Here is a 14,094-nt window from a genome sequence, read left to right as displayed (position 1 = left end):
CCTCTCCCGCGTGTGTCGCAGATATGGGGATGGCGGGGAGCCAGCACAACTGTGCTATCCAAGCCACCCCATCTGGCGCCCGCCAATGACATGAATATGAACGTGATAAACCGTTTGAGCCCCTTGCGGATTGGTGTTGGTGGTCAGACGAAATCCGCTATCTGCAACGCCTTGGGCGCGCGCAAGCTCGACTGCAAAATTGAGCATCTCACCACGGATATCAGCCGGAACGTCGAGTATCGTCTCGTAGCGTTGTTTTGAAATGACCAGAAGATGGACCGGGGCCAACTTCTCTTTCTTCACTTCAATCGCGAATGCGTTCTGCGTCTGCGCGATCCAGACGTCTTCTGACATCGTTTCAAACGGACTTGGTTCGGCAAGGCTCTCCGCCTTGATCTGCGGGAGCCGCCATTCAGCGGCCTGCCAGAACACCCATGTTAGCGGTCCCAGTTGGCCGATGGCGAATGCAGCAAGTGCGATGAGCGGGATTTTGAAACGGCTAAGCATGTGTCCCTCCAAATGGCTGGACACGAGTGTCGGGCCACCCTAGTCGCGGCTCAAGCCTTTTTCGTCGAGAGCGCTGAGGTAGGCATCCATTTTGGCGTCGGCATCGCGGCCAAGCTCGTGCAGGTAGTCCCAGGTGAACAGGCCTGAGTCGTGGCTGTCGGAGAAGATCAGGCGCACGGCGTAGGTGCCGACAGGTTCCACCTTTTCAATGGCAACGGCGCGCTTGCCGGGCACGGTTTTTTTCTGGCCTGAGCCGTGGCCCTGTACTTCGGCGGACGGGCTTTCGACGCGCAGCAACTCGGCACTGATGGCAAATGTGTTGCCGTCGTCAAAATCGACCTCCAGAACGCGCTCGCTTTTTTTGAGCCGCAGTTCTGTCGGCCAGGGGCGAGCGGTTGTTGCGGCGGCGGCTTTGGTGGTGCTCATCGGTTCAGGCACCTGTCGGCGCATCATCAAGGGAGCGGGCTTCTTCGGGCAGCATGATGGGAATGCCGTCGCGGATCGGGTAGGCGAGGCGGGCGCTCCTGCTGACCAGTTCCTGTTTGTCGCGGTCATAGTGCAGCGTGTCGCGGGTCACAGGGCACACAAGGATCTCCAGCAGCTTGGGGTCCACCTCGCCTGCGGCAGCGCGCAGTGTGCTGTCGGCACCGGGAATGGCGTCAGGTGATTTGGCGTCGCTCATGGCACTGTGTCCTGTGTCGTCTTCAAGGTGCTGCTATTGCAGCGTTGTATCATCATCAGCCTGGGTTTGCGCCAGCGCCATCTCGGCAAGGGCAATCAAAATCTGGTTGCGCTGCTCCAGCGTTGGCGCTTCAAGCATCGCCTGCTTTTCCTGCGGACCAAACGGCGAAATCATGGAGAGGGAGTTCACCAGAGCCTCGTTGGAGGAGCGCTCAATGGCGTCCCAGTCGGCCTGCATCCCGTTGGATTCAAGATAGCGCCTGAGAATATCCAGCAGGCCCTTGCGGTTCACATCGTCTTCGCCGTCGCCTGCGGCAAGGTCACCATGAAACGGCGCATAGTCTGCGGTGACCTGCCGGTACGGCGTCATGGCGTCCAGTTCCTGCGCGACCTTGAACCGGCATATCCCGGTGAGCGTCATCAGGATGCGCCCGTCTTCTGTTTCATTGAAGCCGGTGATGCGGCCGACGCATCCCACCTGATGGATTGCAGGGCGTGCTTTGGCATCTGACTGACCAAAGCCGGCATCGTTGCCCTTGGGCTGGATCATGCCGATCATCCGGTTGCCGGAACGCAATGCTGCATCCACCATCGCCAGATAGCGCTGCTCGAAAATATTGAGCGGCAAAATCCCGCGCGGCAACAACAATGCACCCCCCAACGGGAAGATGGGGAGCTTGGCCGGAAGGTCTTTGATCGACTGATAGCGCGAGGTCATAGCGGCTTTCTGTGGCGGGCGTAGATGAAGGTCTAGGAAAACAAAACAGAGGAGAGTTTGCGGCGGCCCGTCTGAGTGGCCTCATCCATTGGGCCCCACGCCTCAAAGAACTGCAGCAACTGCGCGCGGGCGGCCTCATCGTTCCATGCCCGGTCACGGCGGACGCTTTCAATTAGCTGGTCGGTTGCGGCACTGCGGTCGCCAACGGCATTGAGCGCCACGGCAAGCTCCAGACGGGTTGCATGGTCGTTGGGATCAGCCTCGAGCTTGGCGTGCAGAGGGGCGAGGTCGATTTCCGGCGTGGCAGGGCCTGCCTGGGCCAGCTCAAGCGCCGCGCGGGCACCGGCAATATCAGGATCGTTGGCTGCGTTGCCCTGCGCCAGACCCAGCACCTCGCCGGCACGGTCGTGATCGCCGGATGCGATATAGCAGCGCGCCAGTCCGGCGATGGCCTTTGGGTTCTCGCGCTCTTCCTGCAGGACGGCGGCAAATGCCTGTGCGGCGGTGCCGATGTCGCCAGCGTCCAGCGCCTGTGCGGCGGCTTCCAGCATCTGTTCGCTCTGGGTGGGCTCAAGGGCACCGCCCGCCAGCGCTTCGACGAAGCGCTTGATCTGGCTTTCAGGCAGCGCGCCCATGAAGCCATCCACCGGCTGGCCGTTCTTGAACGCAAACACGGCGGGAATGGACTGCACACGAAGTTGCTGGGCGACCTCGGGGTGGTCGTCAATGTTCATTTTCACCAGGCGCACGGCGCCGCCGGCCTGCTGCACGACTTTTTCAAGTATCGGCGTCAATTGCTTGCAGGGACCGCACCACGGGGCCCAGAAATCGACTATGATGGGGGTATGCGCGCTGGCATCCAGCACATCGGTGGCAAATGTCTGGGTGGTGGCATCCTTGATGAGGTCTGCAGCGCCGCCAGGGGCCTGGACTTTGGGTGCGTCGTCGGGCGGGCTGCCGATGCCTGAAATATCGCTCATCATGTTCTCCTGCGTGCGCTCTTGTTTTGCTGTTGGAGCTCCGCCGCACCACCCAATATGGGGTGAGGGGGGCTTTTGCCCACTATAGCACGGGGCGGTTGCACATATGCAGAGGGGCCGGGCGTGAACATCTCCCGGTATGCACCTAACGAGGGAGTTCAAGAGGGGTGCGCTCGGTGTGGGCATCACCATTGCGGGGGCCATCTAGCCTCTTGCAATCATACATTTCTTGCGCAATAACACCGCTCCCTTGGGGGTGGGCACACAGGCCCGCCCGGCCTGCGACATGCAGGCCACGTCAGAGCGGGCGTAGCTCAGGGGTAGAGCACAACCTTGCCAAGGTTGGGGTCGTGAGTTCGAATCTCATCGCCCGCTCCAATTTCTTAGCGCTTAGAGTGGTGCTTTTCCGCCAATTTCATTTGCTCAACTTGCGGGCGTTTGGGGCTCCCATGCGCCCTTCGGTTACGCGTGGGTTACATGAACGGCTGAGAGTGTCCCGGTCTGCAGCTCTGCACCCAACTCTTTAGAGGAATACAGTGGGGCGCTAGTGCGTATGAGGCTGTGCGCGTTTGCTGTCAGCTTAAGTATTCTTCTTTAGGCGAACAATCCGCTTGTGGTCGTCTTTCATCCAGGTTGGTAGCTCCATATCGTCATGCACAAAAATCTTGATGCGCCTATTCTTGTGGCTGTTCAGTTTCTTTTCCAGATCGAGTGACTTGGCATGGGCGAGTGCCTGTACAAAAAAAGCGTATGGAGCGAGGTCTTTCGGGATAAAGCCAATGCGGTTGCGCTCATCCTCTAGAAGGTCTGGCAAAGCTTTAGGTTGTAGTTCACAGGCTTCGAGCACTCCCCTTACGTTCTCGGCAAGCCGTTTGATGTCTGTCGGCAGGCGCTCTGCATCCCAAAACGAGCGAAGGGCGGTGACGACAGTTAAAGTATCTTCAGTATTTTGGTCACTCACCAACATCACTGACGACTTTGCCAATTGCTCAGCTTCCGCAATGGCTATTTCTGCATGTTCAAGCATCGCTTTGACCTGAAACGCGATACGCTCTTTCGACCAACTAATGGCGTCTGTCTTGTAGATCAGATCATGTGAAGCGATGCTCCAAGCATGTTGCAAGATAGTTTTGATTTGTACCTCGAACACCAACTCATCTAGGTCGGCGTTCCGCCCCGTGTCTGAAGGTTGTCGCTGCAAATAAATTCGCAGATCATCGAATACAAAATCCGATGCCTTCTTGTGGGTTCTATCTTTGTCGTTCGGGCGCCGCTCGACTACTTTGTAAATCGAGCGAACGAGGGTCTCTGCGTCATCGATCTGAGCGACCGTCGGAACAACAATTGTGCAAGCAAAAAAGTCATCCATGCGATCAGGATGCTCCACGCGCCCCGTTTCGACTTTGAGCGCAAAACTCTCTAGTTCCTTAAGTCTGTGGACGAAGAACCAACCTCTTTGAACAACCTGCCCACCGAGCTTTCCTTCAACCTCCTCCGCCAAGCGCTCGAAGAACGGATGTTGTTCATGGAACGTGTTGCGGATTCCATTAGCTACCTTCATGGTTGACGCCTTGGATCCCTGCCATTGCGGTTACCAGTTGACTGAGACGTGCCGCGCGCGGGGTATGATCTGTGCTCGCTCCGCGTGAGTTGGCTGCGTAGATGCGGATTGCCTCATCCACTGTGGGGCTGGGGTTGTCGGATGCCGCTGCTTTTATCTCCTCTGTCACGTTGTTCATGAAAGTGATGTACTTGTCTGCAAAAACCTTTGGATCAAATTTTTTGTCGGTGTGCAGCACCAAGAACCCCCAAAGCGTGTAAAAATGTACCAGTACTTTGGTGTGGTTCTTGATGTCGGGGCAGTGCTCTAAAACTTCCCCAACAACTTTCTTTGTTTTCTCGAAGACCTCTGCGAAATTTTGTTCGATGAACAAAGGATCTTCTTGGGGGTCCTCATATTCTGCGTAAAGATTGTCCAGCCAATCTTGATCGAAGCCGTTCAGTTTGCGTTTGAGGACAACTGCATATAATTCCGAAATGAATTGGACGTCTGACATACGTTTAGCGCGTGCCGTTGTTACTATGCCGAACTCTTTCCACTCATCTCTGTTGGCCTCGGTTTCGACGGAATTTATCAGCCAACCATCAAACTTTGCGTGGCGGATTTCTTGTCGCTCGAGTTTCCTCGAATTCCTGTTAATTCGCTCAAACGTGTCTCTTACGGAAGCTTCGTCAACGCTTGGCAGCATCTCGACGATAAGGACATAGTTCCAGAATGCTTCGCGAGTTTCGCGCTGCAAGTCTTTCCATCGTTTCTTCTGCAAGCTGGTATCGCCAAAGTCGTCGGGTATACGGATTTTACCGGCGACAAAATCAATTATGGTAGTAAGTCGTTGCTTGCCATCAACGACGTGATATGTGGGCCTACCGCCTTCGTCTAGCGACTTGTGTAGAAAGATGGGAGGCGCTGGATAGTCATTCAGGATGGTGTCTATGAAAAACCGCTTGTCGCTAAGTGTCCAGACGCTCCGTCTTTGATACGGAGGGTCGAGATCAAGTTGGTTCTTCTCATGCAGGTCTAGAAACCAGCTGACATCCTGCTGTGAAATAGAACGGGGCATTGCTGTGATCCTTCGTCTGGCCTGAAAAATCTATGGTCGTTGAGGCGGGCCGGATGTGCTGTAGAGCTGGTGCCCGGCACTATTATCTCAGCTGACATCTATAGCGCCCCTTTTGAAGCCTGTCAGAAAACGCTTTCGCAAAGGGGTGTGGCGAGCTGCTGGATATGGCGCCATATTAATGCCCCGCAGATGGGCGTTTGTGGTCGGTCGCGGAGATTGTCAGGAAATCGATAGAGCTGGCTTGACCCGTGTCTTTGTGGCATCGATTCAATTTTCAACGCTTTATGCGGAGATGGGTATGGCGCTGGATGGGAAAGTGCAGGGTCTAAGGGAAAGGCGGGTAGCAGAGTACGGTCGGGCTGTGTCAGATCAATACCAAGGGGTTACCAAGGATAAGATTCGGCGGGTTCTCAGGCATCTTGATCTCCAAGGTAATAATGATCTCATTGATGCCGTCTTTGCACTTTTAGACGACGAGACTCTTAGCTGGTTCTCAAAGGCTCCAAAGGGTTCAACGCTATCCGACGGCGCGTCGACAGCGCACCTTGCCTGTCATATCGGCATCCTACAGCGTGGTGCCGGAAAGCTAGATCGGGAGGGCCGGGATTACTGGATCAAACCGCTCCGTGATCTGGGGGGCATCGAGGCCGTCACGCTCGACCGCGGTGAATTCGTCCCGGGCCACACCAAAGCGAAGAGCCCCAACTCCTCCTACAGGCTTGAGGCGGCCTTCCGGGAGATACTAACAGCGCCGGATGGGGAGTGGCAGGAGAGCCTCGATGCATGGGCCGCTTCCGAGATGGCCCGGGAGCGGTTGGCATTCCAAGCTAAGATGGCAGCGGCGGCGAAGGCGGCCTCAGACACTGGGCACGCTGCGCTTATCAATGATTGTGTCGAGTATTATGCCCCGCGCTTTCTCGCGGGGTACGAGGTTCTTTATGTGGACGACAGCGATGGGGACCGAATCAGTCCCGAGGAACGCGCCAAGATGGAGGCCGCTGGCGCGGTTCTCACGCTTGCCGACCCGATGCCCGACGTTCTCCTCAGGCACCCGGAAACAGATTGGCTGTGGGTGATAGAGGCTGTGACCAGCGACGGGGAAGTGGACGCGCATAAAGTCAAAGGGATGCAGGCCTTCGCCCATCGGTGTGGCAAGGCTGGCGTGGGCTTCACTACGGCATACCGTACGTGGAAAGAGGCAGCCGCTCGGCAAGGAGCCCAGCGCAATGTCGCGGTTAATACTTACATCTGGATTCGGGATGACCCGGCGAAGCAATTGCTGCTGTCTGGCTAAAAGAGCGCCTCTACTGCCGCATCAATTTTCTCCTGCCCGCCCAGGTCTGCCCGGCCAAGGGCCTCGAGAACGTCTCGCGCAGGATAGTGGAGGTTCCGCAGGTCTGTGGCGTTGACCTGCGTATGGCCGGAGAAAAGCCGGAAGTAGTCATCCACGGCAGTCGAATTTAGAAAGGCAGCGAGCCCGAGAGCGAGCTCATCTGGGAGTCCTTTGCCGTCGCAATGGAAAAAGTTCAGCTTATTGTCGAACGCGGCCGGGGCCACGGCATCATACACGGATACGACTAGCCGCCGCTTCTCTTCCTTTGAGGAAAACCTCTTGGCGAGGAGGTAACGGCCCGGCGGAACGAGCTCACGCTCTATGCGCTCGGTAACTTCGATCGCGTTGTACTTCTTGAAGTCTGGGATAGGCCAGCGAACACCTCCGTCCCGAAGATGAGCTGGGTAGATCAGGGGAGCGGTATCATTTCCGTGCGTCTTGCGTAGGGCTTCCTTTGCTCTGAAATCGACAATGCGGCCGGTTGATACATTCAAGCCGAGGTCGACCAGTGTGGAAGGCAGCGCCTGTACCCGCTCGGCCAGCTCAGCGTCTTCTTTCGAGATGGTCAGTCGGATGAAGTGGTGTTCGTCATCCGGTAGAACAATCTCCTCAAATGGGACCTCTCGAGTATCGCCGCCATCTGTTTCAAGGTGGACTAGTTTGGATTGCGGTTTGCCTTTGCGAAGGTGAAAGATGACGTTCTCCTGCAGGACGGCGTCGTCTTTGAAGGCCGTCTTTCGTGATTCGAAGAGATAAAGGCGTTCAATGCTGGATGAATCTAACACGTGGCGGCGGAAGGGTTGGTAGTACGGCCCGTTGCAGAATGAGCGTGGTGTGATGGCGACAAGCTCGCCGCTGGGTTCTAGCTGGTTGACGGCGAGTGAGACAAAGGCCGAATAGAGGTTGACTGTCTCTATGCCTTGCGAGCGTAGGGCTTGCCGCCAGCGTGAGGCGCTGTTGAGCTTTGCGTAAGGCGGGTTGAGGATGGCGCAGTTAAAACTGTCGACCATTGTGAGAAGCGGTTCAGCCGAATACAGAATATAGTCATCACAGACTACTTTAGATGCGAAGCGAACCCCGGCTCCCTCACAGGCCTCGCGACAACGCTCTAGCGTTTCCGCAAGAAGCTGGGCTAGCCCCTCGTCAACCTCGAAACTAGTGACGGTGATTGAGCGCGGTGGCTCATCTCTAGAGAGGGCCTCCGATACGAACGCGGCTGTTAAGGAGCCCACGCCAGCCCCAGCGTCCAGCAAGACAACATCCTGCGGCAGTTGACCAAACATTGTCGCCATGTCGCGGGCAATCGACTCCGGGGTCAGGAACTGGCCAAGTTCTTCCCGCGTTTTGCCATCCAACCGAGGAGACACATCGCGCCGCACCCTGTCAGCAAGAGCAGTTATTGTTGGCATGGGGCCTGAATGTTTGGGATTTTTGATTTTCGTCAACATCTTTGCGTATGGCTCGGAAGGTCAAAGCGCGTCAACTCTACGATTATACTGCAATTCATAATGCGCGCACGTAGTGATCGCACGGTCCATGCTCGATTTCCCCTGCTTGTTCGTGTCGCGATTTACTCTCGTGTTCCCTCGGTCGGGATGAACAGAACCAGCGACCCTCCGCCTGGCACATAGACGCGGATCTCGCTGGTCATGAACCCAGCGTCAACATAGTCGAATTCCAGCCCCCCAACATAAAAGCATTGCCCAGACGCGCTCAGGCTATCCATCTGGCGCTGGTTCTTGTCGATAGCTGCCCCGATAAACTCATCGAGCGCATCGTCGTTGATGCACCCGACGTACCCTTCCTGAACTCGCGACGCCTTACCGGCTAGCGCCAAAGAACTACTCAACAGAATGATTGCCACGGTGGTTCCGGCTAGAACTCTCGCGCCGCGCAAGCGGTCGCAAACTAAAATCGACATCCAAAACATCCCATTATAATTGGTATAATAAACACTGGGATTATAATCCGTGGTTTAATCGCGCACAAGATGTTGCCTTCGTTGGATGGAAATCCAACGTGTTGTGGCGCACAACTTGCGCCGATTGCGGGTCGTGAGTGAATTGTCCCAGGATGCCTTAGCCGCTGAGGCTGAGGTAGACCGGACCTATGTCAGCCGCATGGAAAGGGGCATGGAGAACCCGACTGTGGTGATCCTTGACCGGCTAGCGAATGCGCTTGAAGTCGATATCGTAGAGTTCTTTGTGCGGCCTAAGCCGGGTGAGAAGCCGCCCGCGCCTCTGAAAGGTGGGCGTAAACCAAAAGGATGACCCCACCTCAGGACTAATCGAAATAGTCATCAGGGGCATTCTCTCGCAAACGCACGGACGAACGCGATGATGTTAAGGAGATGGCGGCATGACTGATATCAAAGGTACGCAATCGATCTGGCATGATCGTATGGAGGAATACGTTCAAAAGCCCTTTGATGCGAGGTCTCCTGGTGATGTGGACTATGCGCGCGTTGTCCACTCAGCTTCATTCCGGCGTCTACAGGGCAAAACCCAAATCCTCAACCTCGGCGATAGCGATTTTTATCGTACACGTTTGACCCATTCGCTTGAGGTGGCACAGATCGCCGGGGGCCTCGCGAAACAGTTACCTCACACTTTTCCAGAGCATGCGGCGGTGCAGTTCATTCCCGAGCGCTCAATGATGCAAGCCATTGCATGCACGCATGACCTGGGCCACCCCCCATTTGGACATGGTGGTGAGGTCGCGCTCAACTATTGTATGCGGGACCATGGCGGCTTTGAAGGCAATGGTCAGACACTTCGCATACTGTCGAAACTAGAGAAATTCTCTGCAAAATCTGGATCAAATCTCGCGCGGGAGACACTCCTCGGTGTACTGAAGTATCCAGTCCCATTCAGCAAGGCGCGTAGTCCGGCGTTTTTTCCGGCCATGCTGTCAAACACAAGCGGCACGGCTATTCTGGACCGGAACGCATCGAAGCCGCCCAAATGCTACCTTGATTGCGAGCAGGATGTTGTTGATTGGTTGCTTGAGCCTCTCTCTCAGTCTGACAGAGACCTGCTGCAAAGCTTCGATTCCAAGAGCAATAAGCACCATTCTGCCCAGCACAAATCATTCGCTTGCAGCATCATGGATTTGGCAGATGACATCAGCTACGGCATCCACGATCTCGAAGATGTCTTGGCGCTTCGTCTCGTGACGCGCGAGCAATTTGAAAAGTCTGTCACGTCTGAAAAATGCCAAGGCATGCTCGACTATCTCAGCGACTATAAGGACGAATACGGCAATGACATATACGGAGGACTTGTAGACAGATTGTTCGCCGAAGGCGGAGAACGAAAGCACCAAATCAATCGTATTCTGAACTACGTCATCCCAAGCGTGCAGATTAGAGAAGAGCCTGAGTTCGAAGAGCCCCGTTTGAAGTTTCGTGCTTCGATGCCCGACGCTGCGTATCGTTTCGTGAGAGCTCTCAAAGACTTTGTCTACGAAGCCGTTATCTTAAGCCCAAGCGTTCAACATCTTGAGTTCAAGGGTCAGACGATGGCGATCGCGGTCTTTGAAGTGATGCTGGCGGAGCCAGGAAAGTTTTTGCCGACTGACGTCTACGAGAATTGCAAAGACGTAGGTCACATCCACAGATCGGTCTGTGACTATGTAGCCGGCATGACGGACTCCTACCTCTTGAAGACCTATGAGCGGCTGTTTAGCCCGCGCATGGGATCGGTCTTCGACAAATTGTGATGTGTTTCAGTTTGCTTGATGACTGGTGTGGAGCTGCCCGCTCCATAAGGGGGCCTAGTTCGCTTAATGCACGGCTCAAGCTGAACGGCAGCGCAACTATCTATTTGCTGCATTCTTCAAGAGCGACGCGTAGTCGATCTCAAGAGCGCTGCAGAGTTCCACGAACTCCGCGACATCTATCCGCCGTTCACCGAGTTCAACCTTTGAAATGAAGGTCTGGCGCTGGCCAATCCGTTGGCCGAGTTCCGCCTGCGTGATTCCGGCATCTTTGCGTGCCTGAATCATCAACTCGATTATGCGCCAATAGAGATCAGAGCGTATTGAAGACAAGGTGCTGTGCCGTTGTTGGAACGGCACATAAAAGGCACCCGAATTTAGAGTACCCCAAAATCGGGTATTGATGCACTCTGCCCCTTTCGTTGGAGAGGTGGCAGAAGTGAAAGAACAATACGTGGCCGATGTAAGCGACTACCGCAAATACGCGTTGCTGCGAGCGCTTTCGGCGGAGGGCAATCACAAGATCGGGGTCTGCTGGATGCTAACCCCTGATGATCGCGGTCCCGATGGAATGATGCTCGAATACCTCAGCCAACCAGAGCAATTTCGCCAACATGATCCAGGGCTGTTCGATCACTTGAGGACGGTCGTCGATGATCACCCAAACCGATCCTTGGAGGCCATTGAGCAAGCGAAGCTGATTGCCGAAGCCAAGTATTTCAACTCAGTCTTGCCCGATGACAAAAATGGGAGGCTGGCGTACTGGACCGATTGTGAGAAGCAATTTGCCGACTGCGATCTCGTCTTCTTCGATCCAGACAATGGGATGGAAGGATCACTGCCCCGAGGCCGCAAGAACTCATCTAAGTTTCTCTACCTCGATGAGACTATTCCATTCTTCCAGGCGGGTAAGTCGCTGCTGATCTACCAGCACTTTCCTCGCGTGAAGCGCGACGCCTTTATCGAAAGCTGCCGGCAGAGGCTCACGTCAAGTCTGGCGGCCGTCGATGTGTGGGCCTATCGGACTAAGCATGTTGTCTTTCTATTGGTGATCAATCCCAAGCACCTGGCAAACCTCTCGCCACGGGCAATGGAGGTCGCTCGCGATTTCGACCCGGGGTTTGTCGAAGGTTATCGGCTGAACAATACGGAATCCGCTACTTGATCCATCTTGGAAGCGGCGGAGCTGTGACCTACGACACTGCAAAAAAAAGAGAGTGCTCCCGGGTTAACTCGAATAGGCATCATCCAATTTCCGGACAGCGTCCTCGCCTCCCCGTACCGCCTTGGTTTAGTGGCGTAAGCATGCCGTGGTCCGACTTTGCGCTCTAATCAAGCCTCCGAGGCCGAGGGCGAGCGTAGCGCCCATTCGCCACGACGTACTTTCTTAAACAGGTCTGCAGCTCGGAAGTTAGCAGAGTCTGAGGAGTGGTCCTCTAACGTTCGTCGCACAGTTGCTTCTAATGTCCGAGGAACGGACCGGTTGGCTTCTTGCCTCTGAACTCGGACCTCCTTGTAAATTTCATGAAGGGTCGCGCTGCCGCCTAGGATAAGCAGCGCGGCACGAATATCATCCACCCAGCGTATTTTCCCCACCTGCTGCTCAGGTTCTAAACCACCCAATTTCCGAGCCCTTTTAGAGCTATTTCCCTCTTTTGGAGCTCGAACTTTGCGGTTTGGTGCCGTACGTGTCTGATTCTGAAGGTCAGCCGGCGCCTCTACTGCGTTCGGGGCGCCAGGGGGGCTCTTCATCTCAACATAGTCCTTTAATATCCTGCCAATAATGTCGTTTTCGCTTTGCTCTTGTGGCTCTCGTAGAGCCCAAAGCTCGGCGAACAAATCGATGCTGATTGAAATATCCCGCATGCCAAGAACTCCTATTCCTACTGTTGAGAGTGTAGCGGTGGGATAGCTCTGGTGTAAAGAGGTTTTTACCTCAAATGCTTCTGTCTCGGGGCGGGCGGTCTGCTATGCCGCGAAAATGAGATGGGCCCCGGGCTACCTCGAATATGCCTCGTCGAGCTTCCGGACAGCGTCCTCCCCGCCCCTCACTGCTTGGGTATAGATGCCCAGAGTCACGGTCGGATTGGCGTGCCCCGCCATCTTGGCCACTAGTCCGACCTCAATACCCTGCGCCTGTAGCGTCGAGATGTAGGTGTGCCTCGCCGAGTGGGGCGTCACGTATGGCAAACCCAGCCGCTTGAACACGGGCTGCCAGTACCTCCGTCGCCAATTCTGATACAGCAGCGGACCGCCTCCGAGGCGCGGGAGTGGCCACGGCTGCAGTCGACCGGGACCGGGGAACACGCGATATAGCTCCCCGGCCTCCCTTGGGCATCGGAGGCGCCATTGGAGCAACATCGCCCTAAGGGTACCGCCCATGGGTACCTCGCGCGTCCCTGCGGCCGTCTTGGTCGTCTCGCATAGGGTCCCATCCCGCTCCTGGATACGGCAGATGCGGATCGTGTTCTGATCAAAGTCCACTTCGGACCACAACAGCCCCAGTTGCTCGCTCGGTCGGGTGCCGGCAAGGAACGGGAAGGCATAGTAGAGGCCGTGCTCACTATCGGCTTGGGCCTCTTGGATAACCTGGGCAACTTGCTGCGGTTCAAGGATCAATTTGCGTGTCTTGGGATTACCCTTGCCCAACTGTGTGGGCATGGAAGGAACGCGGATGCCGAAGTCCTCCTCGGACAAAGCAAGGACGCTGCCGAAGAACGACTTGGCCCGCCGAGCGGTGTAAGCACCGGAAGTGTCTCGGACTTCGTTGAACCATGTGCGGATGTGGGCAGTTCTCAGCTCCGACACCAGGAGCTTGCCGAGGCGCTCCTGCACGTCGGTGCCGACGGGCGCGATGCCCGTCTTCTTGAACTGCGCGCGCTCGTCCCGTGTGCCAATCAACACCGGCCCCCGGATGTGCTCCACGACAGCCAGGCAGGCTGCATAGCTACTTGCCTTCACGCGCTTCTGTTTGTTCTCCAGCCAGTGGTCGACGGCCTTGGATACAGTCAGCCCGCTCATCGGATCGAAGAAAGGGTCGATCTCGATACTCGCCGCCAATTGTGATTGGCGATCCTGTGCTTCGGCGCGACGCTCGAAAAACTCCTGCCGACGTTTCCCGTCCGCTGGGTGTTTGTAATTGAGGACATGCCGCGTGTGCAGCACGACCTCACCGGCTTTGTTCTTGCGCTTCCGGACGCGCTTGGTGATTGATGATTTGAACGACATAGTTTCATCCGTTGGTCAAAAGACCGAAAAAATCATGACGTAGTCTGCGCAGGAATTTCCGTATGTGTACGGAGTGTTTCGTGTAACCGAACATGTAACCGAGCTGCCACAATGGCCCTTTTGGGGCGGAACTCTGCCGCTGCGAACTACCCGCATTGATTGGGCGTCTACCAAAGAGCGCTGTCACGGTGTCACAACGCAGAACTGAGGTTGACGGCACCACTGAGGGGAGGGGGAGGGTGGATACCCCCCTCCCCCTCTTGGGTCTTGCTCAATGCGGGTTTGGGACTGTGACACTGTTACGGCCAT

15 protein-coding genes and 1 tRNA gene are annotated in these 14,094 nt (G+C 55.9%); 5 read left to right on the top strand and 11 right to left on the bottom strand.

Features of this window, described 5'->3' with window-relative positions:
• Nucleotides 1–54: 54 nt before the first annotated feature.
• Genes RIB87_RS06310 through trxA form a run of 5 tightly spaced genes read right to left on the bottom strand, consistent with a single transcriptional unit; the run spans nt 55 to nt 2,889 of the window.
• Nucleotides 55–531: an HIT domain-containing protein gene (locus RIB87_RS06310; RefSeq protein WP_350144677.1), complete on the bottom strand. Its 477-nt coding sequence runs from the start codon at nt 529–531 to the stop codon at nt 55–57.
• 15 nt (nt 532–546) lie between these two features.
• A complete protein-coding gene (locus tag RIB87_RS06305) occupies nt 547–933 on the bottom strand; it encodes a gamma-butyrobetaine hydroxylase family protein (RefSeq protein ID WP_350144675.1) in 387 nt (128 codons plus the stop codon).
• A 4-nt stretch (nt 934–937) separates the two neighbouring features.
• Nucleotides 938–1,189: a Trm112 family protein gene (locus tag RIB87_RS06300; protein WP_350144672.1), complete on the bottom strand. Its 252-nt coding sequence runs from the start codon at nt 1,187–1,189 to the stop codon at nt 938–940.
• 33 nt (nt 1,190–1,222) lie between these two features.
• Nucleotides 1,223–1,906 carry an LON peptidase substrate-binding domain-containing protein gene (locus RIB87_RS06295; RefSeq protein ID WP_350144670.1) on the bottom strand — a complete coding sequence of 228 codons (684 nt, stop codon included), beginning with the start codon at nt 1,904–1,906 and terminating at the stop codon, nt 1,223–1,225.
• Between the two features lie 32 nt (nt 1,907–1,938).
• Nucleotides 1,939–2,889, bottom strand: a complete 951-nt coding sequence (gene trxA, locus RIB87_RS06290) for a thioredoxin (RefSeq protein WP_502943212.1) — start codon at nt 2,887–2,889, stop codon at nt 1,939–1,941.
• A 300-nt stretch (nt 2,890–3,189) separates the two neighbouring features.
• Between trxA and RIB87_RS06285 the strand changes: the two genes are divergently transcribed.
• Nucleotides 3,190–3,264, top strand: a tRNA-Gly gene (locus RIB87_RS06285).
• A gap of 202 nt (nt 3,265–3,466) precedes the next feature.
• On the opposite strand, the gene RIB87_RS06280 is transcribed toward RIB87_RS06285, so the two are convergent.
• Together RIB87_RS06280 and RIB87_RS06275 are read right to left on the bottom strand one after the other, a co-directional pair.
• Complete coding sequence (locus RIB87_RS06280) at nt 3,467–4,447, bottom strand: RelA/SpoT-related domain-containing protein (protein ID WP_350144666.1); 981 nt, start codon at nt 4,445–4,447, stop codon at nt 3,467–3,469.
• Complete coding sequence (locus tag RIB87_RS06275) at nt 4,434–5,507, bottom strand: GmrSD restriction endonuclease domain-containing protein (protein WP_350144664.1); 1,074 nt, start codon at nt 5,505–5,507, stop codon at nt 4,434–4,436. The genes RIB87_RS06280 and RIB87_RS06275 overlap by 14 nt, the downstream gene beginning before the upstream one ends.
• A gap of 241 nt (nt 5,508–5,748) precedes the next feature.
• Between RIB87_RS06275 and RIB87_RS06270 the strand changes: the two genes are divergently transcribed.
• Nucleotides 5,749–6,801 (top strand): BsuBI/PstI family type II restriction endonuclease, encoded by a 1,053-nt coding sequence (locus RIB87_RS06270; protein ID WP_350144662.1) that lies wholly within the window; start codon nt 5,749–5,751, stop codon nt 6,799–6,801.
• On the opposite strand, the gene RIB87_RS06265 is transcribed toward RIB87_RS06270, so the two are convergent.
• Together RIB87_RS06265 and RIB87_RS06260 are read right to left on the bottom strand one after the other, a co-directional pair.
• Nucleotides 6,798–8,288 (bottom strand): Eco57I restriction-modification methylase domain-containing protein, encoded by a 1,491-nt coding sequence (locus RIB87_RS06265; protein WP_350144659.1) that lies wholly within the window; start codon nt 8,286–8,288, stop codon nt 6,798–6,800. The genes RIB87_RS06270 and RIB87_RS06265 overlap by 4 nt on opposite strands.
• Before the next feature lie 122 nt (nt 8,289–8,410).
• Entirely contained in the window at nt 8,411–8,761 is a 351-nt protein-coding gene (locus RIB87_RS06260) for a hypothetical protein (RefSeq protein ID WP_350144657.1), read from the bottom strand.
• An 85-nt stretch (nt 8,762–8,846) separates the two neighbouring features.
• Here RIB87_RS06260 and RIB87_RS06255 point away from each other — a divergent pair, with 85 nt between their 5' ends.
• Nucleotides 8,847–9,110: a helix-turn-helix domain-containing protein gene (locus RIB87_RS06255; protein ID WP_350144655.1), complete on the top strand. Its 264-nt coding sequence runs from the start codon at nt 8,847–8,849 to the stop codon at nt 9,108–9,110.
• Between the two features lie 88 nt (nt 9,111–9,198).
• A complete protein-coding gene (locus tag RIB87_RS06250) occupies nt 9,199–10,560 on the top strand; it encodes an anti-phage deoxyguanosine triphosphatase (RefSeq protein ID WP_350144653.1) in 1,362 nt (453 codons plus the stop codon).
• 96 nt (nt 10,561–10,656) lie between these two features.
• Here the strand turns inward: RIB87_RS06250 and RIB87_RS06245 are convergent, their stop codons facing one another.
• A complete protein-coding gene (locus tag RIB87_RS06245) occupies nt 10,657–10,845 on the bottom strand; it encodes a helix-turn-helix domain-containing protein (RefSeq protein ID WP_350144650.1) in 189 nt (62 codons plus the stop codon).
• A 151-nt stretch (nt 10,846–10,996) separates the two neighbouring features.
• Here RIB87_RS06245 and RIB87_RS06240 point away from each other — a divergent pair, with 151 nt between their 5' ends.
• Nucleotides 10,997–11,722, top strand: coding sequence for a hypothetical protein (locus tag RIB87_RS06240; protein WP_350144648.1), 726 nt, complete (start codon nt 10,997–10,999; stop codon nt 11,720–11,722).
• Between the two features lie 833 nt (nt 11,723–12,555).
• Here the strand turns inward: RIB87_RS06240 and RIB87_RS06235 are convergent.
• Nucleotides 12,556–13,785 (bottom strand): site-specific integrase, encoded by a 1,230-nt coding sequence (locus RIB87_RS06235; protein ID WP_350144646.1) that lies wholly within the window; start codon nt 13,783–13,785, stop codon nt 12,556–12,558.
• Between the last annotated feature and the right edge of the window lie 309 nt (nt 13,786–14,094).

The sequence above is a fragment of the Pyruvatibacter sp. genome, assembly GCF_040219635.1.
Classification (GTDB): Bacteria; Pseudomonadota; Alphaproteobacteria; order CGMCC-115125; family CGMCC-115125; genus Pyruvatibacter.
Note: the sequence above shows the minus strand (reverse complement) of the source record. Positions and strands in the feature narration are given on the sequence as shown.

Excerpts from the sequence above, each read along its gene's own strand:
- trxA (WP_502943212.1), bottom strand. The coding sequence starts at position 2,889 with ATGATGAGCGATATTTCAGGCATCGGCAGCCCGCCCGACGACGCACCC.
- RIB87_RS06295 (WP_350144670.1), bottom strand. The coding sequence starts at position 1,906 with ATGACCTCGCGCTATCAGTCGATCAAAGACCTTCCGGCCAAGCTCCCC.
- RIB87_RS06250 (WP_350144653.1), top strand. The coding sequence starts at position 9,199 with ATGACTGATATCAAAGGTACGCAATCGATCTGGCATGATCGTATGGAG.
- RIB87_RS06235 (WP_350144646.1), bottom strand. The coding sequence starts at position 13,785 with ATGTCGTTCAAATCATCAATCACCAAGCGCGTCCGGAAGCGCAAGAAC.
- RIB87_RS06275 (WP_350144664.1), bottom strand. The coding sequence starts at position 5,507 with ATGCCCCGTTCTATTTCACAGCAGGATGTCAGCTGGTTTCTAGACCTG.
- RIB87_RS06265 (WP_350144659.1), bottom strand. The coding sequence starts at position 8,288 with ATGTTGACGAAAATCAAAAATCCCAAACATTCAGGCCCCATGCCAACA.
- RIB87_RS06260 (WP_350144657.1), bottom strand. The coding sequence starts at position 8,761 with ATGTCGATTTTAGTTTGCGACCGCTTGCGCGGCGCGAGAGTTCTAGCC.
- RIB87_RS06245 (WP_350144650.1), bottom strand. The coding sequence starts at position 10,845 with ATGATTCAGGCACGCAAAGATGCCGGAATCACGCAGGCGGAACTCGGC.
- RIB87_RS06255 (WP_350144655.1), top strand. The coding sequence starts at position 8,847 with ATGGAAATCCAACGTGTTGTGGCGCACAACTTGCGCCGATTGCGGGTC.
- RIB87_RS06300 (WP_350144672.1), bottom strand. The coding sequence starts at position 1,189 with ATGAGCGACGCCAAATCACCTGACGCCATTCCCGGTGCCGACAGCACA.
- RIB87_RS06305 (WP_350144675.1), bottom strand. The coding sequence starts at position 933 with ATGAGCACCACCAAAGCCGCCGCCGCAACAACCGCTCGCCCCTGGCCG.
- RIB87_RS06280 (WP_350144666.1), bottom strand. The coding sequence starts at position 4,447 with ATGAAGGTAGCTAATGGAATCCGCAACACGTTCCATGAACAACATCCG.